The organism is Hyphococcus flavus, assembly GCF_028748065.1.
Taxonomy (GTDB): Bacteria; Pseudomonadota; Alphaproteobacteria; order Caulobacterales; family Parvularculaceae; genus Hyphococcus; species Hyphococcus flavus.
Map to the genome: position 1 here is coordinate 1,328,598 of NZ_CP118166.1, position 22,394 is coordinate 1,350,991.

At 57.4% G+C, this 22,394-nt stretch carries 23 protein-coding genes and 1 other RNA gene; 16 read left to right on the forward strand and 8 right to left on the reverse strand.

Going from position 1 to position 22,394, the window contains the following annotated elements:
- Nucleotide 1 precedes the first annotated feature (1 nt).
- A complete protein-coding gene (locus PUV54_RS06410; RefSeq protein WP_274494776.1) occupies nt 2-1,525 on the reverse strand; it encodes an NfeD family protein in 1,524 nt (507 codons plus the stop codon).
- Between the two features lie 157 nt (nt 1,526-1,682).
- Here PUV54_RS06410 and PUV54_RS06415 point away from each other — a divergent pair, with 157 nt between their 5' ends.
- On the forward strand, nt 1,683-2,060 hold the full coding sequence (locus PUV54_RS06415) for a hypothetical protein (protein ID WP_274494777.1): 378 nt from the start codon (nt 1,683-1,685) through the stop codon (nt 2,058-2,060).
- Here the strand turns inward: PUV54_RS06415 and PUV54_RS06420 are convergent.
- Nucleotides 2,057-3,277, reverse strand: coding sequence for a threonine ammonia-lyase (locus PUV54_RS06420; protein ID WP_274494778.1), 1,221 nt, complete (start codon nt 3,275-3,277; stop codon nt 2,057-2,059). The two genes, PUV54_RS06415 and PUV54_RS06420, sit on opposite strands and share 4 nt — an antisense overlap.
- Before the next feature lie 101 nt (nt 3,278-3,378).
- Between PUV54_RS06420 and PUV54_RS06425 the strand changes: the two genes are divergently transcribed.
- The 5 genes from PUV54_RS06425 to PUV54_RS06445 all read left to right on the forward strand — a co-directional run bounded on the left by PUV54_RS06425 (nt 3,379) and on the right by PUV54_RS06445 (nt 8,327).
- Complete coding sequence (locus PUV54_RS06425; RefSeq protein ID WP_274494779.1) at nt 3,379-4,812, forward strand: protein adenylyltransferase SelO; 1,434 nt, start codon at nt 3,379-3,381, stop codon at nt 4,810-4,812.
- A 254-nt stretch (nt 4,813-5,066) separates the two neighbouring features.
- Nucleotides 5,067-5,792: an SIMPL domain-containing protein gene (locus PUV54_RS06430; RefSeq protein ID WP_274494780.1), complete on the forward strand. Its 726-nt coding sequence runs from the start codon at nt 5,067-5,069 to the stop codon at nt 5,790-5,792.
- A 393-nt stretch (nt 5,793-6,185) separates the two neighbouring features.
- Complete coding sequence (locus PUV54_RS06435; protein ID WP_274494781.1) at nt 6,186-7,469, forward strand: hypothetical protein; 1,284 nt, start codon at nt 6,186-6,188, stop codon at nt 7,467-7,469.
- Between the two features lie 3 nt (nt 7,470-7,472).
- Nucleotides 7,473-7,916 (forward strand): hypothetical protein, encoded by a 444-nt coding sequence (locus PUV54_RS06440; RefSeq protein ID WP_274494782.1) that lies wholly within the window; start codon nt 7,473-7,475, stop codon nt 7,914-7,916.
- 87 nt (nt 7,917-8,003) lie between these two features.
- On the forward strand, nt 8,004-8,327 hold the full coding sequence (locus tag PUV54_RS06445) for a heavy metal-binding domain-containing protein (protein WP_274494783.1): 324 nt from the start codon (nt 8,004-8,006) through the stop codon (nt 8,325-8,327).
- Nucleotides 8,328-8,379: 52 nt separating this feature from the next.
- Here PUV54_RS06445 and PUV54_RS06450 read toward each other — a convergent pair whose 3' ends face one another.
- A complete protein-coding gene (locus PUV54_RS06450) occupies nt 8,380-9,030 on the reverse strand; it encodes a c-type cytochrome (protein ID WP_274494784.1) in 651 nt (216 codons plus the stop codon).
- Nucleotides 9,031-9,281: 251 nt separating this feature from the next.
- Between PUV54_RS06450 and PUV54_RS06455 the strand changes: the two genes are divergently transcribed.
- Nucleotides 9,282-10,130, forward strand: coding sequence for a prephenate dehydratase (locus PUV54_RS06455; protein WP_274494785.1), 849 nt, complete (start codon nt 9,282-9,284; stop codon nt 10,128-10,130).
- Here PUV54_RS06455 and nudC read toward each other — a convergent pair.
- From nudC to PUV54_RS06470, 3 genes are all read right to left on the reverse strand, one after another.
- Nucleotides 10,127-11,074 carry an NAD(+) diphosphatase gene (gene nudC, locus PUV54_RS06460; RefSeq protein ID WP_274494787.1) on the reverse strand — a complete coding sequence of 316 codons (948 nt, stop codon included), beginning with the start codon at nt 11,072-11,074 and terminating at the stop codon, nt 10,127-10,129. The genes PUV54_RS06455 and nudC overlap by 4 nt on opposite strands.
- Nucleotides 11,075-11,092: 18 nt before the next feature.
- A complete protein-coding gene (locus PUV54_RS06465) occupies nt 11,093-11,584 on the reverse strand; it encodes a hypothetical protein (RefSeq protein WP_274494788.1) in 492 nt (163 codons plus the stop codon).
- A 128-nt stretch (nt 11,585-11,712) separates the two neighbouring features.
- Nucleotides 11,713-12,783: an aspartyl/asparaginyl beta-hydroxylase domain-containing protein gene (locus PUV54_RS06470; protein WP_274494789.1), complete on the reverse strand. Its 1,071-nt coding sequence runs from the start codon at nt 12,781-12,783 to the stop codon at nt 11,713-11,715.
- Nucleotides 12,784-12,900: 117 nt separating this feature from the next.
- Here PUV54_RS06470 and ffs point away from each other — a divergent pair.
- The 9 genes from ffs to recR all read left to right on the forward strand — a co-directional run bounded on the left by ffs (nt 12,901) and on the right by recR (nt 19,163).
- Nucleotides 12,901-12,994, forward strand: an RNA gene (gene ffs / locus PUV54_RS06475) — signal recognition particle sRNA small type.
- Nucleotides 12,995-13,101: 107 nt separating this feature from the next.
- Nucleotides 13,102-14,214: a serine hydrolase domain-containing protein gene (locus PUV54_RS06480; RefSeq protein WP_274494790.1), complete on the forward strand. Its 1,113-nt coding sequence runs from the start codon at nt 13,102-13,104 to the stop codon at nt 14,212-14,214.
- A gap of 142 nt (nt 14,215-14,356) precedes the next feature.
- Nucleotides 14,357-14,764, forward strand: coding sequence for a hypothetical protein (locus tag PUV54_RS06485; RefSeq protein ID WP_274494791.1), 408 nt, complete (start codon nt 14,357-14,359; stop codon nt 14,762-14,764).
- A gap of 9 nt (nt 14,765-14,773) precedes the next feature.
- Nucleotides 14,774-15,028, forward strand: coding sequence for a helix-turn-helix transcriptional regulator (locus tag PUV54_RS06490; protein WP_274494792.1), 255 nt, complete (start codon nt 14,774-14,776; stop codon nt 15,026-15,028).
- 50 nt (nt 15,029-15,078) lie between these two features.
- Nucleotides 15,079-16,899, forward strand: a complete 1,821-nt coding sequence (locus PUV54_RS06495) for a DNA polymerase III subunit gamma/tau (RefSeq protein WP_274494793.1) — start codon at nt 15,079-15,081, stop codon at nt 16,897-16,899.
- On the forward strand, nt 16,900-17,220 hold the full coding sequence (locus PUV54_RS06500; RefSeq protein ID WP_274494794.1) for a YbaB/EbfC family nucleoid-associated protein: 321 nt from the start codon (nt 16,900-16,902) through the stop codon (nt 17,218-17,220). It begins immediately after the preceding gene.
- Between the two features lie 12 nt (nt 17,221-17,232).
- On the forward strand, nt 17,233-18,165 hold the full coding sequence (locus tag PUV54_RS06505) for a HEPN domain-containing protein (protein WP_274494795.1): 933 nt from the start codon (nt 17,233-17,235) through the stop codon (nt 18,163-18,165).
- Nucleotides 18,166-18,221: 56 nt separating this feature from the next.
- The gene (locus PUV54_RS06510; protein WP_274494797.1) at nt 18,222-18,554 is read left to right on the forward strand and encodes an antibiotic biosynthesis monooxygenase family protein; all 333 of its coding nucleotides are present in this window, start codon (nt 18,222-18,224) and stop codon (nt 18,552-18,554) included.
- A gap of 3 nt (nt 18,555-18,557) precedes the next feature.
- Nucleotides 18,558-19,163: a recombination mediator RecR gene (gene recR / locus PUV54_RS06515; RefSeq protein WP_274494798.1), complete on the forward strand. Its 606-nt coding sequence runs from the start codon at nt 18,558-18,560 to the stop codon at nt 19,161-19,163.
- 130 nt (nt 19,164-19,293) lie between these two features.
- Here the strand turns inward: recR and PUV54_RS06520 are convergent, their stop codons facing one another.
- Together PUV54_RS06520 and rmuC are read right to left on the reverse strand one after the other, a co-directional pair.
- On the reverse strand, nt 19,294-20,502 hold the full coding sequence (locus tag PUV54_RS06520; protein ID WP_274494799.1) for a glycosyltransferase family 87 protein: 1,209 nt from the start codon (nt 20,500-20,502) through the stop codon (nt 19,294-19,296).
- A gap of 34 nt (nt 20,503-20,536) precedes the next feature.
- Nucleotides 20,537-22,255 carry a DNA recombination protein RmuC gene (rmuC, locus tag PUV54_RS06525; RefSeq protein ID WP_274494800.1) on the reverse strand — a complete coding sequence of 573 codons (1,719 nt, stop codon included), beginning with the start codon at nt 22,253-22,255 and terminating at the stop codon, nt 20,537-20,539.
- Nucleotides 22,256-22,394 lie beyond the last annotated feature (139 nt).

Consider the following 22,394-nt stretch of genomic DNA (forward strand, 5'->3'; position numbering starts at 1 on the left):
TTTACGCCTCTTTGGGTTGAAGCACGTCAAGCAAGCCGCCGGCCTTCGCCTGTTTGACGGTGACGATTAATCCGTCGACGCTGACGACGCGCACCTTGTCGCCGGGCGTGAGGGGCTTGTCGCATTTTGCGCGCCAGCGCTCGCCCTCAATGATCACCCAGCCTTCGTTGCCGCTCCATTCGTCCACAACGCCTTCGCGCCTGCGCACGGCGTCGCCGCCGATCAAGGGACCGTGACTGCGCGAGCCGACAATGGCGAAAAGGATAATCGCTAGGAAGCCGCCGGCGAGGGCGACAATGGTTCCAATAACGCTTGCCGATACCCTGAAGCCTTCCGGAAATACCACAAACAGGCCGAAGCCGAACACAATAAGCCCCGCGACACCCACAAGCCCGAATGTCGGCGTATAGGCCTCGATGAGGATCATGGCCGCGCCAACGCCCATGAGCGCGAGGCCGAGCCAGTTAAACGGCAGAACCTGAAACGCATAGAGCCCCATAATCAGGCAGAGGGCGCCGACAACACCGGGGAAGATCGATCCCGGGTTCCACATTTCGATGATAATGCCGGTGGTGGCGAGCGACATCAAAATCACTGCGACATTCGGGTCGGCGATAAAGCTGAGTATTTTTTCAACCAACGTCGGCTCCACGCGCTCAAGCCGCACATTCTCCGTATCCAGCGTTTTTTCACCGGAGGCGACCATCACGGTGCGGCCGTTCATTTGCTGCATCAAGTCGTCGATGTCGCTTGCTACGAGGTCAATGACGCCAAGCTCGAGCGCTTCATTTGCGGTGACGGAAACGGCGTCGCGCACCGCGCTCTCGGCCCAGTCCGCATTGCGACCGCGTTCCTCGGCCAGCGCGCGAATATAAGCAACGGAATCGTTGATGATTTTCGCGCGTAAAGCGTCGTTGCTAGAGAGGGGTTCTGAAACGGTCCTGTCCTGGTCGCGGGTGCTTTCCGGCGCTGCTTCGCGAACGTCATCAGTTTCTTCCGCCTCGTCGCCGCCTTGCGACGGTTGCGGCTGGTCCGCTTCACGCAGGTCCTCATCTGAAAAGCCCGGATCGTTTTCGTCAAACGGGCTTTCTTCCGATGGCGCGCCGCCGACTTCGACAGGCGTCGCCGCGCCCGTGTTGGTCGCCGGCGCCATGGCGGAAACATGCGCCGAATACATGATATAAAGCCCGGCGCTGGCGGAGCGGGCGCCCTGCGGCGAAACAAAAGTCGCCACCGGAGTTTCCGACGCCAGAACGGACTTGATGATGGTTTTCATCGAATCCATCAGCCCGCCGGGCGTGTCGATTTCGATGATAATAATTTCTTTGCTGGCGGCGGACGCGGCTTCAATTTCGCGGGCGAGGTATTGCGCGGCTGGGGGCGTGACGGGCCCGTTCAGTGTGAGGATGACGCCTGATTTTCCGCCTGTGCTCTGCTGCTGCGCGAAAGCGGCGAGCCCAAACAAGGCGGCGCCCATGACGAGCATCCCTGCGAAAAAACGAATTCGGAATTCGCGTGTAATCATGCTCTCGCCCCTTACCTTGCCTGACTTAAAGATAAGCCTCAATCGATGGGAATCAACGAGAGATTGCGGGATCGCTGCTGCGTTCGTGTTTTGACCGAACCATCGTGGCCCGCCTAAACCGATTAACGTCAGCGCCAACTAACGGTAAACGGAGAGCATGATGCGGTACATTATCTATTTCATCGCCGTATCTTACGCGTTTAACGGCCTGTTCATGCTGATTGAGCCGCGGCTCTGGTACGATACCATTCCCGGCGTGCCGATGCTCGGGCCCTACAATACGCATTTTGTGCGCGATATCGGTATTCTTTACCTTGTCACCGCTGGCGGTTTTGTCTGGGGATTGCGGCCCGCGCAGAACAGCGTGCTTTTGTTCGCCTGCGTGTGGCCGGCGCTGCACGCGATTTATCATTTCAACATGTGGATCGGTCGGGGCTTTGCCATTGATGATGTCGCCGCCGTCAATGCTATCGCTATTCAGGCGCCTGCCTGGCTCGCGCTTTATGCAGCGTGGCGTCTTGGCAAGGCTCGCTAATAGGCGGCGATCTCTACTTCATAGCCTTCATCGCGCAGGTTCTTGAGGATACGGTCGAGATGATCCTGGCCTTGCGTGTCGATAGTAACGTCCATGCAGGTCATTTTCGCCGGCAGGTCGGAGTATGTGCGGTGGTGGCCGACATCGATGACATTGCCATCCTGATTGGCGATGATGGTCGCGACTTTCACAAGTTGTCCCGGCATGTCCAGCAATTGAACGCGCAGCCGCGCGAGGCGGCCCGAGCGTGCAAGGTCGCGCATCAGGATCATCGATAAAAGACGCGCATCGATATTTCCGCCGCACAGAACCAACCCGACGGTTTTGCTTTTATAACGTGATGGCTCGGCGAGAATGGCGGCGAGGCCCGCAGCGCCCGCCCCTTCAACTAGCAGTTTTTGCTCCATCATCAGCATGGAAAGCGCGCGCTCGAGAATGCGTTCGTCAACCAGCGTTATTTCGCGCACCAGATCGCGCACGATTTCGCGCGTTAACTGACCCGCTTCCTTAACGGCGATCCCTTCGGCCAGGGTGTTGCCGCCGGTGTCGCGCGCACCGCCGTCCAGCGCATTCGCCATGGACGGGAAAAGCGCCGCCTGAACGCCGATCACGTCAGTCTTTGGGCTCATGTCGTTTGCGGCCAGCGCCATGCCCGCCATCAAGCCGCCGCCGCCGATGGGAATGATCATGGCGTCGAAATCTGGTCCGTCCTCAATCATCTCGACAGCCACCGTCCCCTGACCGGCGATCACATCCGGGTCGTCAAACGGATGCACGAAAATCAGTCCACGTTCTTTTGTCAGCTCCGCCGTTTTTGCCTTGGCTTCGTCGAAGTCGTGGCCGAACAGAACAACTTCGGCGCCAAGCTCGCGCGTCTGACGGACTTTCACGTCCGGTGTCGTCACCGGCATGACGATGGTCGCCGGAACATCCAGCGATTGCGCATGCCGCGCCAGCCCTTGCGCGTGATTGCCGGCGGAAGCGGCGATGACGCCGCGCCCCCGCTCTTCGTCCGGCATGGTCAGCAATTTGTTGAGTGCGCCGCGTTCTTTAAACGCGCCGGTATATTGCAGGTTTTCAAGCTTAAGCCAGATATCGGCGCCCGTCAGCGCTGAAAGTTTGCGCGCATGCACCAGCGGCGTGCGTTTAATGCGGCCCGCAATCCGTTCGGCGGCGTCGCGAACGTCTTGTGCACTGGGCAGGCGGGGCGCATCCATGGGTCTGTCCTCGGCTTTGTGTTAGAGCTGCGGGCGCGAGCGTTTTCGCTCCTGCAGCAAAACGCAAGCATTGGCGCAATTAGTCAAAAAGGTCCAGATTCGTGGCGGAAAATTATCAAGCGGCGCGTGATTTCGAGCATTTGGGCGATGAAAATGGCGCTCCACTCTACGACCCGGTCGAAGCGGCAGTCTTCCCGCAACATACGCTGCGCTACCGCAACCAGCGCTGGGCGGAGCGCGTCGGGCTCGACGGGTTGAGTGATGAAGAATGGATCGGCCATTTCAGCAAGTTCGCGCCGCTGCCGGACAATCTGAAAACGCCGCTCGCGCTTCGCTACCACGGCCATCAGTTCCGTACCTACAATCCCGATATTGGCGACGGGCGCGGATTTCTCTTCGCGCAATTGCGCGATGATCAGGGACGGTTGCTTGATCTTGGCACGAAGGGATCGGGGCAGACGCCGTACTCGCGCTTCGGCGACGGGCGGCTCACGCTCAAGGGCGGCGTGCGCGAAGTGCTGGCGACGGAAATGCTCGAGGCGCTTGGCGTTTATACGTCAAAAACTTTCAGTCTGATTGAGACCGGCGAAGAGTTGCAGCGGCAGGACGAGCCGTCGCCAACGCGGTCATCGGTGCTTGTCAGGCTGTCCCATTCCCATGTCCGGTTCGGCGCCTTTCAACGGCTCGCCTACGAAAAAAACGAACAAGCGATTGGCGATCTCATCGATTACTGCGTCGCGCATTTTTATCCCGAGCTTGCCGGGCTTGAAGGCGAAGAGAAAGCCATCGCTTTCTATAAAAGTGTTATTCAGCGTACGGCGCGTCTGGTCGCGCAATGGATGGCGGCGGGGTTCGTTCACGGTGTTCTCAACACCGATAATATGAACGTCACCGGTGAGAGTTTCGATTACGGGCCCTGGCGGTTCGCGCCGACGGCGGACCCCGGCTTCACTGCTGCTTATTTCGACCAGACCGGTCTATACGCCTTCGGGCGGCAAGGGGAGGCTTGCGCCTGGAACCTCGCACAACTCGGCGGGGCGCTGGCGCATCACGCAAATGTCGACGCGCTCAACGAAGCCTTGCAGACGTTTTCCGACCACTACGAAACCGCCATGGCGGATGCGTATTTTTACCGATTGGGCTTAGAGGGAACGGGGCCGGAAGATTTCGCATTTGTTGTCGATTTCCTCAAATGGATGACGGAAACTGGCGCGCCTTATGAGCAGGTGTTTTTCGACTGGTTCTGCGGCGGCGCTTCAACAGATCGGGCGTCGCAAAGCCCGGCTGGCGAACTTTATGAACAAGAAAAATTTGCTGACCTGAAAGCGAGATTGATGTCGCTATCCCCCGCAAAACCGGAGCGATTAGAACATCAATATTTTCAGGGCCGAAAACCCTGCACCATGTTAATCGATGAGGTCGAGGCTATCTGGGCGCTCATTGCCGAAAATGACGACTGGTCGCGATTTGAAGAAAAGCTCAAGGCCATTGCGCAGATGCGCGACGCCTATGGTTTCCCATCCTCCAAGTACTAAGAGTCTAATTCAAAACTAAATTTAGCCTCGGATTGTCATGCCCGGACTTGTTCCGGGCATCCAGAGATGTCTGCATGTTGCTCAAAATTGCAGAAATAAAGCGCCATCTCTGGATTGCCGGGAGTTGATGGGTGGGAACCATCAACCTAGCAATGACACAGGAGAGAATTGTGAGTTTTCGCTTGAGTTATAAGTCCTTGTCAAAGCCATAGCCCTGCGCGACAGTCGCTTCGCAATATTCGCGGAGGGGCGACATGAAAAAGCTGTGTGCAATACTTTTGGCGGGAATGACTGCGGGCTGTCTGCCGGGTGAAACGCCGAACCAGATTCATGTTGAAGGAGAAGCGGCCCTTGAGGTGATGCCGGATATATTTGAGATTTCGGCAACAATTCATTCAAGAGGCGAGACGCACGCGGAAGTGCTTGATGCCATTTCCTCAACTTACTCTGACTTGAAAGAGCAGTTGCCACAACTCGAGGGCTTAGAGCAGTTAGCGCTTTCGACGAGCAGTGTCGGAATAAGCCCCGTTTACGATTATGCATGCCAGGAAGCAATTTATAATGATGAGCAATGCCCGGTCGTCGCTTACTCAGGAGGCATATCTATAACCGCCCAGGGCTCGCCAACTTCCGTTGCTGGAAATGCGTTATCGTTCATGTCTGAGCTTGGAACAAATGCGGTGAATTTCGATGGGTTTCGCGTCAGCGATTTTTCAACCCATCAGCAAAAGGCAATAAGCACTGCTGTTGAAAACGCCCGAGCCAGAGCCGAAACAATCGCTTCAGCATCCAAATCATCAATCGTCGGACTCTTAAAAATTCAGATAGGAAAAGGTTTTGACGACCACTACTTTGAGCTTGATAACGATACGATAATCGTTACTGGGTCACGGATGCGGGCCCCTAGGGTCCCGCTAGATATCGAACCACAACCGGTAATCGTCCAAGCCAAAATCGTCGCGGCTTTCGAAATCGAATAAAGCTTATTTCCGGCTCTCTGAGGCAAGCCGCTTCATGCCGTGCTGCAGCATGCTGGCTGTGGCCAGCGCCATATTCGATCCGATGAAACCGAAAATGATCCACTCAACTATGCTGAACATCTCTCTCGCCTCCGTCCCTTACAAACACCAGACTCGGCGAAATTGATGAAAATTTTTGCTAATTTTTTCGGGGCCTTGGCTAACGCGGCGGTAACCGGGCAAGCGCCTGTTTTTCCGGGAGTTTAGGCTTTTGGGGCGTTTCGGCTTGTTCCCATGGGCGGTTTTTCCGGTTAACATCAAGGTTTGGCGCCCTTCAAGGCGGGCGCATGGGGAAAGCCAGCTTGCGCTGCTCACGGGGTAACCGGGCTGTCGCAGGGGAGACGTGAGGGGTCGATGACGTCGGAAGTCGTGTTGATGAACCGCCAGGCGGTGGCGATGGCGGCGGATAGCGCCGTCACCATATCCGGCGACCGGTATCTGAAAACCTATCAGTCCGTGGATAAGCTGTTTCCGCTGGTGGAAAACCAGCCGGTCGGCGTGATGATTTATAACAACGCCGAAATCATGTCGACGCCGTGGGAAACGGTGATTTCGCTTTATCGCGAACAGGCGCGCGGGCGCCCGCTCGACACGGTAGCGGCTTACGCCGAAGACTTCATGGAGTTTATCTCCGGCAATCCGGATCTCTTTCCGGCAGAACATCAGGATACGGAATTTTTCAAGGTCGTTGCGGTGGTCTATACCGTGCTGGCCGAAGAATTCGACTATCAGGTGCAAAAGTTTTCGCAGAGCCATTCGGGCGGCGTGCGCGATCATATCTCCTCGATCTTTGAATTCGTAGTTGGTCAGCTTCATACAGATTACCAACGCTGCCCCGATGACAGCCCGCGCGGCGACCTGCCGTGTTTTCCAAAAGGCATGGCCGAACAGGTGCGCCGCCGTTATGGCGGGGAAATCGATCAGTTGATGCAAAGCCTGTTGGGCTCGTTGCGTCAGGAATATCCGGGCCTCTCGATCAGCGAGGAAACGCAGGCGCGCCTGCGTGAGATTGCTGTTTTTGCTGTCGTCAAGGATGCGTTCTTTGAGCACTACACCGGCGTTGTATTCGCGGGCTTCGGGGCCAAGGAAAAATTCCCGTCCATGCGCTCTTATCTTACATCGAGCGTTATTCTTGGCATTTTGAAGCGCAAGCGCGACCGTCAGGCCGATATCGGCGCTGACACGGGGCCCGTGTTCCAGCCTTTCGCGCAGGACCGGATGATCCGCACGTTTCTCACGGGTATGGATCAGTATTTGCGGATGTTCATCTATTCGGAGACGTTGAAGCTCTCCATGGGGCTTGTTTCAGATATTGTTTCACGCACGCCGAACCTGAATGACACCCAGAAGAATGCGATTTTCCGTGACTACAGTCAGAATAATCTCGGGCATGCGCTGAACGAATTTTTCCGCTCAGTTGATAATTATCAGTACGCGGTGCATACGCGGCCGATTTTGCGGGCGATCAATTCCCTGCCAAGGAAAGAGCTGGGCGAAACGGCGGCGTCACTGATCAAGCTGAACTCCTTCCAGCAAAAGGTGATGCATTCGGTCGAAACGGTCGGCGGGCCGATCGACGTCGCCGTGATCACGCGCAATGGCGGTCTTGAGTGGACCCGCGAAAAACCGGAGCTTTAGGGCATGAGTGAACGTCTAAAACAGATCTGGGCCGGATTTTCGTCAGAGACGACACGCAAGCTCACCGGGCGCGGTGTCGATAACATCCTCGTGCCGCACCGAACCGACTATGCGGAAACCGACGAGGGTTTCCTGCCGGAGAACTATAATGCGCCGGCGGAATCGGCGTTCTCGGCGCTGCGTGAGAATTTAAAGACAAAAGAAAAAATGTTCGGCGGCAAAAAGAAAAAAGCCGGCGACACACGCTCATCCCTGCCGTCTGAGGCGGAGGACTTCACCGCCGCCACGGCTTTTTCATCGTCAAGCGACGATCTTATTCGCGGACTTCGCGCCACTGCTATGCGGGTCGAGCGCCCGGATATAGATTACGGCGCTTTTGTCGCCTCGCCCGAGGGCAAGGCCCAGTTCAAGAAGCACAAAAAGAAAAAACGCTTCGGCCTGTTTTAATCTCTGTTAGATAACGCCTTGCCGCTGGTTTTGTTGAAAAGCACCGGCGCGTCCCCATTTCTTTGAAAAAGAAACGGAGGCTGATCCATGATTGTCACAACAACTGACGGTGTGCCCGGACGCGAGGTAAGCAATAGTGTTGGCGTCGTCGCCGGCGAGGCGATTCTCGGCGTTAATATTTTCCGCGATTTGTTCGCGGGCATTCGCGACATTATTGGCGGGCGTTCCGGCGGCTATCAAAAGGCGCTGCGTGAGGCGCGCGATCACGCCATGGCGGATATGGAAGCCGAAGCCGCAGCGCTGGGCGCGGACGCCGTTATCGGCGTTGATATCGATTATGAAGCAGTCGACACGCAAAAGGGCGCGATGCTGCTCGTTTCTTGCAATGGTACGGCGGTGAAGCTGCGCTAATTTGTTTTATATCTGCCGAACGAATGTAGGCGCTCAATATTGAGCGCCGCCATCATTCCACAGGTTCGTTGTCCAGCGCCTGTTCAGCGGTGTCCAGCTCGACATCGCTGTCGCTCTCGGCATCTGCTGTTTCTTCCGGCTCAGGCGCTGGCGCAGGCTCAGGGAACGCAACCGGATCGCCATTCGTCAGCGTCGCCAGATACGCCAGAAGGTCCGCCCGCTGAGTGTCGCGCGGAAAGCGCTGCACCATTGCGGTGCCGGGAATATATTCCTGAGAGTTCTTTAGGTATGCATCGAGGCGCTCATAGGTCCACGACCCGCCAAAGTCACGCAGCGCGCTGGTGTAGTTAAATCCTGCGGTTTGCGCCACTTGGCCCCCGACGATATTCCAGAGGTTCGGCCCCGTGCCGTTGGCGCCGCCCTGTTCGAAGGTGTGGCAGGATTTGCAGATCGCCGATCGGCGCTCGCCGGCGGATGCGTCGGCGTTGGCCAATAACGTGCCAAGGTCAACCTCCGGCGCTTCTTCAACCGGGCCGCCGGTGTCGAGATTGACTTCGCCGCCATAGGCAAGGTGCAGCTCGTCACCACCGCCATGGTGGCCGCCGCCAAAGATCGCCGCCGTCAACTGCGGCAAGCCAAAGATCAAGAGCAGCGCCGCCAGCACTGAAAATGCAACCTTGTTGAAGAAAAGAGGGTCTTTCATGAAGCCGCCCCAAAGAGTTGTCAGCGCGCCCTGGTCGGCGCGGGAATGGATTAAGTCGGGCGGTTTCTAGCGATCTTCAAATGGCGGCGCAATGTGGCGGCTCGGCCCCTTGGCGCGGCCATTGGGCGCGGCCATTGGGCGTGACTTTGAGCAGGAAGGGAAGCCAGAGGCGCGGCAATTGCCAGCCGGGCGCCGTTTGTGCATAAGCCCTCGCTCGATATTGCGAACGCTGGGAAGGGAAAAGCGGCGGCATGAGTGATGACAACGCAGGAAAAAGCTTCATCGCCTATCAGGGCGAGCCGGGCGCGTTTTCAGAACTCGCCTGCAAGCAATACGCGCCGCAATTGACGCCAATGCCCTGCGCCACGTTTGAAGACGCCTTCGAAGCCGTCAGTTCCGGCCGTGCTGCAAAGGCGATGCTCCCCATTGAAAACTCGCTCGCCGGACGGGTGGCTGACATTCATCACCTGCTGCCTGGCGCGAACCTTCACATTATTGCCGAGTACTTCCTGCCCGTAGAGCATCACCTGATGGTCCGCCCCGGGGTGAATATGGATCAGGTGAAAATCGTGCGCTCTCACGCCATGGCGCTCGGGCAATGCCGGCGTTTCATTCGTGACCACGGCCTGAAAGCGGAAATGTCAGGCGATACGGCGGGGGCCGCGCGCCATCTTGCCGAAGAGGGGCATGACGATGAAGCCGTGATCGCTTCATCGCTGGCGGCGCAACATTACAATCTCGATGTGCTGGCGGCGAATATCGAGGACGAGGCGCACAACACCACTCGCTTCCTGGAAATGGCCCGCGAGCCTCAGGATGCGGACCCGGATGACGGCGCGGTGGTGACCAGCTTTGTGTTCGAAGTGCGCAACATTCCAGCAGCGCTTTACAAGGCTATGGGTGGCTTTGCGACCAATGGGGTCAACATGACCAAGCTTGAAAGCTATCAACTCGACGGCGCGTTCACGGCGACCATGTTCTATGCCGATATAGAAGGACACCCGGCGCACGAGCCTGTGCGCCTCGCGCTGGAAGAGCTCAGTTTCTTCTCGTCATCCCTGAAAATTCTCGGCGTTTATAAAGCCGCGCGGGTGCGCTAATGCGCAGCCCACCGCTCAAGTAACTGCCGCGCAATGGTGAACTTCGGCGGCAAGATGACGTTTCCGCGTTCTTCGCCATCCAATAGCATGCGCGTGTCTTCCAGCGATATCCACCGCGCTTCGACAATTTCCTCTGTATCAAGATTAAGTGTTCGACCTTCTGCATCAGCGAGGAAGCCCATCATCAAGGATGACGGAAACGGCCAGGGTTGTGAGAACTGATAGCGGATATCAGTGAGCGCAACGCCGGCTTCTTCGAAAATCTCGCGCCTTGCGGCTTCTTCCGGGGTTTCGCCAGCCTCGATAAAGCCGGCTAACGCAGACAACATCCCCTCCGGAAAATGCGGGCCACGTCCCAGCAGGCAATGATCTTCGTGCACGGCCAGCACGATTGCTACTGGCGAAACGCGCGGAAAATGTTCGGCCTCGCACGACCGGCAATCCGCCTTGGCGCCGCTGATTGAAAACGCGACATCGCCGCCGCAATTGGCGCAAAAGCGATGCTGGCGCCGCCATTCAAACAGCCAGCGTGCGTGACCGATGATGGCGAGATCGTCTCGTGACACTATTCCCGCCGCCATGCGCAGGTTCATATACTCGCCGATGTCAGAAAAAGGCGCTTCTTCTGCGGATGCGCTGGCGCCAGATGCGTCAATGGCGAAATAAGCGGCGCCGTTTTTCATGCCGAGGATCGCGATCGGCGCATCTGCGGGGAATTCTTTGAAGGCGGCGGCGGATAAAAATGCGGCGGCGCCGTTCGCCACCAGCGGGTCGCCGCGCCATAACGGTATCAGCAGGCTGTCAGGATCTTTCAGCCGCGCCGCAATGGCGTCGTCATTGTCTTTTTCATTATTCACCCGTTCAAGCGGGCTGCCTGCAAACCAGTTTGGATTGTCGCCGATTTTCATGCGCGCTGTTGTGACAAGCGCATGGCGCGCGCGCAAGCCTTATGCGCTGCGCCCTTACTTCGAAACGGGACTTTTCACAGCAGCGATGCTGTTGCGATGCAGGAAGAGGATGATCAGCGCAAAAAGCCAACTCGCGCATGCTGCGTAAAACAGCGCGCTAGAAAATTCTGTCGGTTCCCCGTTTGCCCATTCCACCGGCGTTTCAATACCGAGCGGTGTAAACAGGTGAAAGACAATCGCGCCGCTCATGATGCCGAGCGCAATCAGCGCGCCCAAAAACTGCGACGGCGCAATGAGATTTTTTTTGTTCGCAAGAAACAACACCAGCGGCAATCCGATCAGGAGGATCGACGACAATAGCTCTCCAAGACCGATAACCCACGGTCCGGCCGGAAAGAAAAGACCGATGCCTGACCAGTCCCGCAAGGTGGTGAAAATATGTTCCGGTGTCGGATGGCTAGTGAATTTGAACCGCAAAGAATCAAGAAAAATAGCAGAAATAAAGAGCCCGCCGGCCCATGGGAAAAGTTGCTTGATATGGTCCATGACTATCCTCCCTGTGCGCCACTTGCGCCACGCCACCTTCGCAGGGCTTAGACCATACTCCTATTGCTTCTGAAATTCACGATCCGCGCGCAGCCGCTCACGGTTTCGCGGGCGCGGCGTGAGGCGGTTTAATTTGTCGTTTCTTCAGCGGGCGGAAATTCCAGCCCGATGCGGTCGGCGCGACCGGAGACCCATTCATCGAATACGGAATAGACCTTTTCGATGGCTTCGATCTCGGTCGGGCTCAAATCCGGGTGGTGTGTTTCGAAAATCATCACCACGCGATCCTTGTCGGACTTGTTCCAGGCTTCATGTTCGAAGCTATCGTCGAAAGCAACGATCTTTCCCTCCTGCCACTGATGGAGTTCATCGCCGACCCTGATTTCGCAACCATCAGGCACGATCAGCGGCAGGTGAACGGTCAGTCGCGTATTGGTCAGGCCATGATGCGGCGGGATATGCGCGCCGGGCTGCAAACGCGAGAAAAAAGTTTCAAGCGGCACGCCGTCACGTTTCACAGTTGGCGCCGTTTCCAGCGCCGCGAGTGTTTTGGGAAACATCGCCGCTTCGTCCATGACATTGGCGTTGAAGTGCATGTAAAGCGCCGACCAGTCCATTTTGCCCCGTAAAGAGGCCCAGTATGGCTCTTCAAGGTCTTCCGGCACGTATGGGTATTGTTTTGCGTTTTGCGCGATAGCGGCCTCGAATTCCGCGCGTATGTCTTCCCATGCAGCTTCGATATCCGCTGTCCACGGCAACGTGTCGTTTGGCGTGATGGGACGCGCGGGCAAGCCTGGAACGTAAAAGTTCAATGGCCGCTGCTTTTCCACTCTGAAATTTACGGGAGCGATAGCGTAATGTAGCCAGACGCCTGACCGGACGCGGTCAAGATCGTCCTTATCCAGGGTTCTTGCGAAATCTTCGACGGTTGAGCGGTGTAATGAAGAAAAATGATTTCGGATCGCGTCGTCAGCGCGCTTTGAATGCGCGCGTAAATCGTCGTTTGCTTCCGGGTGCAGGTGAATGGTGCGCAGGATCGCGTTCTGGTCAGCCCCGAATGTCCAGACGGTAAGCGCTTCCTCCAGCCGGCCGGCGGCGTCAAGCGCGGCGCCCGCATAGAGCGCCAGCGGCGCGTTGCCAGGGTCCTCAAGAAAGGCCTCAAGAAACTCATCCGGGGTGTGCTGGGAAATATCAGGCATGGATCTTTGCTGTTTTGCTCTTTGAAAGACGCACTCGCTACCGGAATACTGGCGCGGGCGCAATTCTGTCGGCTGACCTATTGCAATTGAGCGGCCAAGCCATGATATTCCGCCGCGGAAGGCTGGCGGACGTAGCTCTCGCCAACCCGGTCAGGTCCGGAAGGAAGCAGCCGTAACGAGTTTTTTGCTGCGGGTCGTTTCAGTCTTCCACTTCACTCTTTCCCAAATTCGCAATCCAGCCTTGCTGGCGCATTCTTGATTTTGGCGGCGGGCCAGCGTCAGTCTATCTTCTTTGTTTGGTTGGTTTTCGGAGGCGGGATGTTGCGGGTTTTATCTCTTTCGGTGTTTGCGGTCTGGGTTGCGTTCGGGGCTGATAGAGCAAGAGCTGACGACGTATTCGAGGCGCATCTGGAGGAGGTGGCGGCGTCAGGCGACGTGGTCGGTATGGCGGTCGCGGTGGTACGCGGCGGTGAGACGGCTTTTCTGAAAACATACGGCGCCCGTGAAATTGGCGCGCCTGCGCCGGTTGATGAGCGCACTAGGTTTCGCATCGCGTCCCTTTCAAAAGGATTTGCCGCGACGCTGGCTGCGCAACTGATCGAAGAAAAAGGGCTCTCGTTGGAAGACAAGGCTGTCGACTTCGCCCCCGCGCTTCGCTTGAAGGGGACCGGCCAGACTAGTGCAGCAACCCTTGAATACGTCCTCAGTCACCGGCTCGGCCTGCCGCCCTACGCGTATGACAATCTGCTTGAAGCGGGCATCGATCCCGATGTGATTTTGCGCCGTTTTGGCGAGGTCGATCAGATTTGCCGCGTGGGCGCCTGTTACGCGTACCAGAATGTCGGCTTCAATATTGTTGAGGCGGCGGTTGCGGCGGCGGAAGGCAAACCCTTTGCCGCATCCATGGCGGAGCGTCTTATCGTGCCGCTCGGTATGACCGATACGACGCTTGGCATGGAAGGTCTGAAGGTCGATGACAATTGGGCGCGGCCGCATCGGCGCCGTCGCGGTCAGGCCTGGCGCGAGACGCCAGTACGCCAGCCCTATTACGACGTGCCGGCGGCGGGCGGCGTCAACACGACGATCACAGACATGGCGGTGTGGCTGGCTTCCCAGATGGGACATGCGCCGCATGTGGTCTCCGATGAGATGCGGGCCTTGATGCACGAACCCAGAGTGCACACCCCGGCGGAAGTACGGCGCCTGCCGCGGGAATCCCGTGTCACGCGCGCCCACTACGGCCTCGGCTGGCGGATTTACGATTATGCCGGTCATCGCGTGATCGCCCATTCCGGTTCTGTCGAGGGCTATAGCGCGCAGATTGCGTTTCTGCCGGACCGGGATGTGGGGATTGTGCTCTTGACCAACTCCCGCTCCAGAGAGTTTTGGCGGATCATGCCGGCCTTTCTCGACCAGGAACTTGGCCTTTAACTCACTGAAACTGTTATAAAATTATCAGTGCGGCGCTGGCTAATGTAAATAATTCCACCCTTAATGTTAAAAATAATTGACACATTGTGTGCTAAATCATACATCAGGCTTGTCAGCAATCATGTGGCGTTTGGAGGCGCGAATGAGTTTCAAGGAAAAAAGCGCGTGGATCGTGCTGGTCGCCATGCTCTGGATATTCGGCGGCTATGCATGGTCCCTTTATCAGGCGGGCAGTTTCGGGGCCGGAACCACCGAAATGATGTTCGGGGCGATTATCGGTTTCGTCCTGCTGGTGATTGTGGCGCATATCGTCGTTGGCATATTTGCGTTGAAACCCGGCGACGACGCCGAGGATGAGCGCGACCGTCTGATCGAGCTGAAAGCCGATAGTCTTTCCGGTTACGTGCTGGGCGCGGCGGCGCTGACGGGCCTCGCCTTCGCTCTGTTCGAGGGGGATTATCTGATCGCCAACATCCTGTTTCTTGGCCTTGCGGGCTCGGAGATCGCCAAGAACGCCTGGCAGGTCATGCTCTATCGGAAGGGGGCGTAAGCCGGTTAAATGGCGAAAACGCCCATCATCAATAATATTCGCGTCCTGCGGTTTCACGCCAACGAGATGACGCAAGGCCAACTCGCTGAGCGTATCGGCGTCACGCGCCAGACCGTCGCCGCCATCGAAAAGGGGAAATACTCCCCGACGCTCGAGGCGGCGTTTCGTATCGCCGCGGTTTTCGGCGTGCCCTTTGACGATGTTTTTCGCTATGAACCGGGTGCCGACCAGCAATTTCAAAAACGGTTGAAAAAGGACGGTTGAGGCGGCGCGCCCGCCTCTCCATAATCGGCGCACAGTGTTCGTGGGGATGGATGGCAGAAACCGAAACCAGCGACGGGAAGGATGACGCCGCGCCTTATCAGGTGCTGGCGCGCAAATACCGTCCGCAGAATTTCGACGATCTGATCGGCCATGGCCCCATGGTGCGGACGTTGAAAAACGCGTTTGCGTCTGACCGGATCGCCCACGCCTATATCCTCACCGGCGTGCGGGGGGTGGGAAAAACCACAACCGCGCGCATTCTCGCCCGGGCGCTCAACTATGTCGGCCCGAATGGCGAGGATAACGGGCCGCAGATGGACCTGAAGCAAGAGGGTCGCCACTGCCGAGCCATCGCCGAGAGCCGGCATCCGGACGTGATGGAAATGGACGCTGCGTCCCGCACCGGCGTCGGCGATATTCGCGAGCTGATCGAGGGCGTTCGCTACGCCCCGGTTGAGGCGCGCTACAAAGTCTACATCATCGACGAAGTGCACATGCTGTCGACGGCGGCGTTCAACGCGCTCCTCAAAACGCTCGAAGAACCGCCGCCGCATGTGAAGTTCATCTTCGCGACGACGGAAATCAGAAAGCTGCCCGTGACCGTGCTGTCGCGCTGTCAGCGTTTTGACTTGCGCCGTATCGATCCGGAAATGCTGACCGATCATCTCAGCAACATCGCCGAAAAAGAAAAGGTCAATATCGACCGCGACGGTCTGTGGATGATTGCGCGCGCGGCGGAGGGGTCCGTGCGCGATGCGCTGTCGATCCTCGATCAGGCGATTGTTCAGCATGGGAAGAAAGATGGCGAGGCGGTAACGGCGGATGAAATCCGCGAGATGCTCGGCCTCGCGGACCGTTCTTCCGTCTGGGCGCTCCTGGATGCGGCCATGAAAGGCGATGCAAAAGAAGCGCTCACCGGGTTCCGCGCGCAATATGATGCCGGCGCGGAACCGGCGCAGATCATTCGCGACATGCTTGATCTGACGCACTTGCTGACGCGCATCAAGGCGGCGGGACCGGAAGCCGCAAGCCACGGACCAGCAGGCGAGGCCGATGCGGAGCGTGCGAAAAACATGGCCGATGCGCTCGAAATGAATGCGCTGACGCGTTCGTGGTCGCTGCTGATGAAGGGGCTTTCCGAAACGCAAATCGCGCCCGATGCCGCGGCGGCTGGCGAAATGGCGTTGATCCGTCTTTGCTTCGCGGCTGACCTGCCGACCCCGGACGAGGCTCTGCGCGCCTTAAAAAAAAACAGTGACGACGGGGTAGGGGCGGATAACGCCCCGGCGCCGAAACGCGGGAAGGCGTCAAGTCCTGCTCCTGCTGAGGCGGTCTATAATCCGCCTGCGGACGGTAAAGAACCGGCGAAAATCATCGACATCAAACCGCCCCTGTCACAGCGGCCAAAGGACAGGGCCCCTTGGCTGCGCGCCTTTGACGATGTCGTGAAACTCGCAGGGAAAATGCGTGACGCAAAGCTGCGCACGGAACTGGAAAGTTACGTTCATCTTGTTTCATTCAGGGAAGGCCGTATTGAACTGCGCCTTCACGATGACGCGCCGGGCGATCTCGCCAACCGTCTCGCCGTGCGCCTCAAGGAATGGACCGGGCGGCAATGGATCGTCACGGTCACGTCAGAGTCAAAAGGCGCAGAGACTTTGCGCGACGCGCGCACACGCGAAGTGATGGAACACCCCATGGTCACCCGCGCGCTGGAATTGTTTCCGGGGGCGGAAGTGACCGCCATTCGCGAACCGGAAACCGTGGCGGAGCCCGCGCCCGACGAAACCGAAGAGGATGCGCCCGTCGACCCCGATGACGATGCGGTGGCCGAGGCGATCAGAAAACGCACCGAAACAGGAAAGCCCTAAATGGATATTGGAAAGCTCATGAAACAGGCCGGCGAAATGCAGGCCAAGATGCAGGAAATGCAGGAACAACTCGCGGATCTTGAGGCGACGGGCGAGGCCGGCGGCGGCATGGTGAAAGTGACGCTGAACGGCAAGGGCTACGCCAAAGCCGTCGCGATAGAGCGTTCGCTGATGAAGGAGGATGAGGCGGAAATCCTCGAAGACCTTATCGCCGCCGCCATCAACGACGCGAAATCAAAGCTGGAAGAAGAAACGCAAGCCCGCATGAAAGACATGACCCAAGGTCTGCCGCTGCCCCCGGGCATGAAGCTGCCGTTTTAAGCTTAGGTTGTAATGCAAGACCATCTTAATGAGCTGAAACAACGCTATGCAAAAGCTGTAAAGATTAAATCTGCTCTAAAAGAAGGCTGCTTGTACTTTGCTGTAGGCGGTGGACTAGGTCTAAAGGATGCGGCCAATTTAAAAATAGGCACTACAGAGGACGGCAGGCGAGTAACTCTGAGGGCGGTTGAGCTAAACCCTTTAGCTACTGAAGCCTTCGGAGCGACCACAGATCATTTTGTTGTGCCATATATGTTGAAGCACAGCGGGTTGATTCATTCCGAATTAGAAGTTGAAAGAGCTGATCTAAGAGACTCAGACAACATTTTCAAACAATTGCGGCCAATAACATTGTGCCTAAGTTTGTCCGTTGAAGTTCCTATTTATATTCCGTTTGTTCTAAATACTTCGTGGTCTAGTTTGCCCGCATTTCGAAACCGGGAAATCGAAGTAAAACTAACTGATAGCGGTTACGAAGATCCTATTTCTTTCACGGGAGGCGAGATTACAGCGGAAGTCGCTACCTTTGTTGATTCCAAAATTGCAACTATAAGAGCTTTGTTGCAGAACAATAAGTTCCAGATTGCAGTAGATGCTTACGAGGCGTGTTTAAAACTAGGAAATAAAAAAATTGCCATTGCGACTGCGTGGACAGGAATTGAGGCAATTTTCGGGATTAGTTCTGAGCTTAAATTTCGAACAGCCCTGTACGCGGCATCCGAGTTAGCAGAAGCAAATGATCCGTATATCACATTTTTGGATACCAAGGCTCTTTACGACCTGCGATCAAAGGTTGTTCACGGTAGCTCGATCAAGGAAAAAGATTTAAACGATGCCTACGGAAAGTCACTAGGGTTACTGTTGACGCTTTTGCGTGTTGTAGTGCGAAGAGGTAATCTCCGCGATATTAGTGAGATCGAAAAGTCAATTCTGTCGAGTAAATAAAACATGCCATCCGCGTCCATCGGTCTCGAATTGCCGCGCCCAAAAGGACTAATCTAATGACTGTCACGCCCGTCAACGGCGCCTGCGCTTATGTCTGGACCTATAAGGTAAAGCCGGAACAGCGCGCGGCGTTTGCCGAAGCCTACGGCCCGAACGGCGTCTGGCCGGAATTCTTTTCGCAATCGCCCGGCTATATTCGCACCGACATTCTGGCCGACCGCGACGATCCGAACCGATTTTCCACCATCGATTATTTCGCCAATGCTGACGCTCGCCCCGCGCTTGTCGCCGAGCAGGCTGAGGCGTTTGCCGCAATTGACAAACGCTGGGAAGAAGCGACGGTGGAAGAAACCTTCATCGGTGTTTTCACCGTCGATTCAAATGCGTGAGCCATGCCCACAGCCTCCATCGGTCCCGAGTTACAGCGCCTGATTGATCTCCTTGCGAAAATGCCGGGGCTGGGGCCGCGCTCGGCCAAGCGCGCGGCGCTTTATCTTTTGAAAAAACGCGAGCCGGTGATGCGCCCGCTCGCTTTTGCGCTCGAAGACGCGGCGCAAAAGGTCAAAGCCTGCGCTGTTTGCGGCAACTGGGATTCCATCGACCCCTGCGCCGTTTGCGCTGACGATGAACGCGACGCATCGCTGATCTGCGTGGTGCAGGATGTGGGCGATCTCTGGGCGCTGGAACGCGCCGGCGCGCACAAGGGCCGTTATCATGTGCTGGGCGGCTTGCTCTCACCACTCGACGGCATCGGCCCCGATGACTTGAACATGGGCGCGCTCATCGCCCGCGCGAAAGAAGAAGCGGTGAAGGAAATCATCCTCGCGCTCCCCGCCACGGTCGATGGTCAAACCACGGCGCATTATCTGACCGAGCATCTGGAAATGTCAGGCGTCAACGTCACGCGCCTTTCGCAAGGCGTGCCCGTCGGCGGCGAACTTGATTATCTCGACGAAGGAACATTGGCCGCAGCCATGAAAGCAAGACGGCCTTTCTGACCCCCGACATTGTGCTGAAGGTTGCTACGGAACTATCAATACTCACCAAATGTCATCACCGGGCTTGTCCCGGTGACCCAGAAATCCGGAAGCTTGTTCTGGATTGCCGGAACAAGTCCGGCAATGACAGCTATTGTTTGTGGGGCGCAGGCGTCATCCGCCGCAGCACGAACCCGAATGCCAGTAGCGTCATCACAACAGAAAGATTGAACCCCGTGCGCTGAGGTTCGCCCGGCAATATGAGCGGGATCAGAAAAAGCGCCAGCAGCATCAACTGGTCAAAGGGCCGCCAGTCATTGCTGCGTGCGGACTGAAGCGCCAGCAGCGCAAACGGCGCAACCATGATCGTCAGTTCGTAATAATAGGCGTAAGGCGCGACCATAAAAGCGCCGCAGCAAACAACCGCCGACTTCAAAGCCTTATCATTGCTTCGCCACCAAATAATGAAGGTCGCCGCGCCCGCGCACAGCGCGCCAATCCCGTGCAGAATTTGCGCAACTAATAGCGGCGCGCCCGCCATCAATACAGTGGCGTAAATTGTTGGCATTTTATAAAGCGGCATCAGCCCGTCACGGATGTGTTTATCGACAGTGCGCAAGCTGTCGATAAAAGCATCCCAAGTCTCAAACCCGAAGGCCGCAACACTCGCGCCCGCAAGCAACATCGCTCCCGCGCCTGCGGTGATGAACGCCCGCCAGTGACCGCCGGCGATATAAGCGACAGGCAACAGCAGTCCCAGTTGCGGCTTCATGGTGAGAAGCGCCGCGCATATCCCGGCAAGCACAGGGCGTTTGTCCACGAACAACGTCGCGCCAATCAGCAGGCCTGCGGTCAGAAACCCGTTCTGGCCGGTAATCACGGTCTGAAACACCGCCGGCGTCGCAAGCGCCGCCAACAGCGCCAGCCCTGTCACTCCTGCGCTGCGGGTTGAGGCTGCAAAGATCGCCAGCCCGCCGCCGGTCCACACAGCGTAACCAAGCCAATAGGGAAGGAGCGCCAGAAATGCGACGGCAAAATAATACGTAGGCGGATATTGCCAGGAAAGCCCCCAGCTTTCCTGCGGCGGGGCGATGCGCGCCAGCCAGTCGTGAAAGACCGGCGCGTAATAAATCGATGCGCCGTCGCCAGCCGCCAATGCTTTCGCCGCCGTCCAGAACGCGGCGAAGTCGCCGCCCACGGGCGTGCCTAATGGTGTCACCAGATTATTCGAAAGGGCGAATTGCGCGATGATGACGGCGATCAGTGTGGCGCCCAACGCGCTCGCGCCCAGCCTGATATGACGAGCGTTGAGGCGGATATCCGCAGTTTGCAAAAGCGAGGTAAAGGTTTTCGCGCTCATGGCCGAAAACTCGTGGTTAACGCTTAATAAAGACTTAGCGTAATGGGAAAGGCGAAGGGTCGTCTTGCGACGCCGGTTTGGACTCCGGCGCTTGAGGCTCCTCTCCCCGATGGGCGGCTGCCGTCTCCTGTGGCGCATGATGGCTGGCGCCGCTGCCGTTTTGTCGCCGCGCGCTTTCGAGGGCGTTGACCCGTTCGCGCAAGGCCAGCAATTCGTTTTCGATCTCCGAAGCGTCGGCGCCTCTCTGTGCTGGCGCAATCCCGCTGCCGGAAATCACCGCGCTGATCGTGTGCAGTGTCGCCATAAGCGACGTCGGCGAGACCATCCAGATTTTCGCGCGATAGCTTTCCTGAACAAGATCCGGGAAATGTTCATGCAGTTGGGTGAGGATATGTTCAGACGGTACGAACATCATCGCGCAGTCGGCAGTCTCGCCAGCGACGATCAGCTTTTCACCCGCATCGGCGATATGGCGCAGGATAATGCGCCGCAGTTCGGTTTCTTCCGTATCGCCCGCCCGCCGCTGCCAAGCGTCGAACGCCTCAACGGGAAAACGGGCATCCAGAGCGATGGGCGCAAGATTGCCGGGCATGAAGATGCAGGCGTCCGCCGTCCGCCCTGAGGCGAGCTTGCTGTTCAATTCAAACCGCTGATAGGGAAGGGCGTCGCTCAATATATCCGAAAGCTGCACCCTAGCGGCGCTTGACGACGCCGCATGGGGCGCGGCTGAGGGTAAGTGGTCGATCCGGCGGGACAGCCTTTCGATCGCGTCGTTGACCGTACTGCGCAGCGACTCAAATTGTTCGCCGAGAAGATCCGCAAGTTCCGCAAAGTGCGCCTCCGACAGGCCTTCATGATGGTCGATCGCGGCTGGCTGAACGGCATGGCTTGCCGTTGCGTCGAGGCGGGTCTGGAATTCTTTCGCCAGGGCGGTCAACCTTTCACTCATGGCGGTGACCGCCGCTTCGTTTTCCCGCAACCCCAGTTTGATCGACCGTTCGGTGTTTTCATTGGCGCGGGCGAGGTCGCGTGCAAGCGCTTCCGCCTCTTCGGCGCGGCGCATGGCTGTTTCGGCGGCGTCTTCCGCGTGTCTGATGCGCGTATCATCTTGAGGCGCCGGCGCATAGTCGCGTACGGGCGCAGGTTGTGGGGCTTCCCGAGACGCCTGTTGGGGCGGTTCCGGCTCTGTGAAGTAATCGTCAACGTCGCCTGGTTCAGCAGCCTCGCGCCATTCCTCATGGTGCTGCGTATCAGTTTCCGGTTCTTGCGGCGCCTCTCCCTCAGTTCGTTTGGAAAAGAGACCGGCGAAAGCGGATTTTTTCTTCTTTTGCTGAGTAACTGGTTCGGGCTCCAAGGGTTCTTCCTCGCTTGCCTCGTTCAGATCACCGCTATGGCGCGTGTCATAGTCGCTGTCGCCGCTCTGTTCGATAACGACTTCCGCTTCGCCCTCGGTTTCGTCATCTGAACGGGCAGGTCTTTCATCGTCGAAGGTGATATCAGCGTCATCGCCGGCCGGTTCAAAATAGTTCGCCGGCGCGTGCTTGGTTTTGCGCTTGCCAGGTTTGATCACCCTGCCGCGAATGATCAGCATGATGACGAGCACGAAGACCAGAATGAACGCGCCAAAACCGGCCCATAGCGCTGGCGCCGGACCGCTAAACAAGGGTTCCGGAACCGCGGCTTCTTCCGCAGTAGTCGTTACGCTTTCTAGTCCTTCAGCCTCTTCCTGGGCTGAGGGCGTCAGCGATTGCATGGCCTGGTCCCCAACTCGTAACTCGACAGGTGGCGGCATTTTATTGGAAAATCCCATAAAAAGCGAGGGTTTAGCATTAACCATGTTTCGCGTTGAAGCTGTGGTGCTTGCGTCCCTTGCGCCTTGACGGCGTAACTTG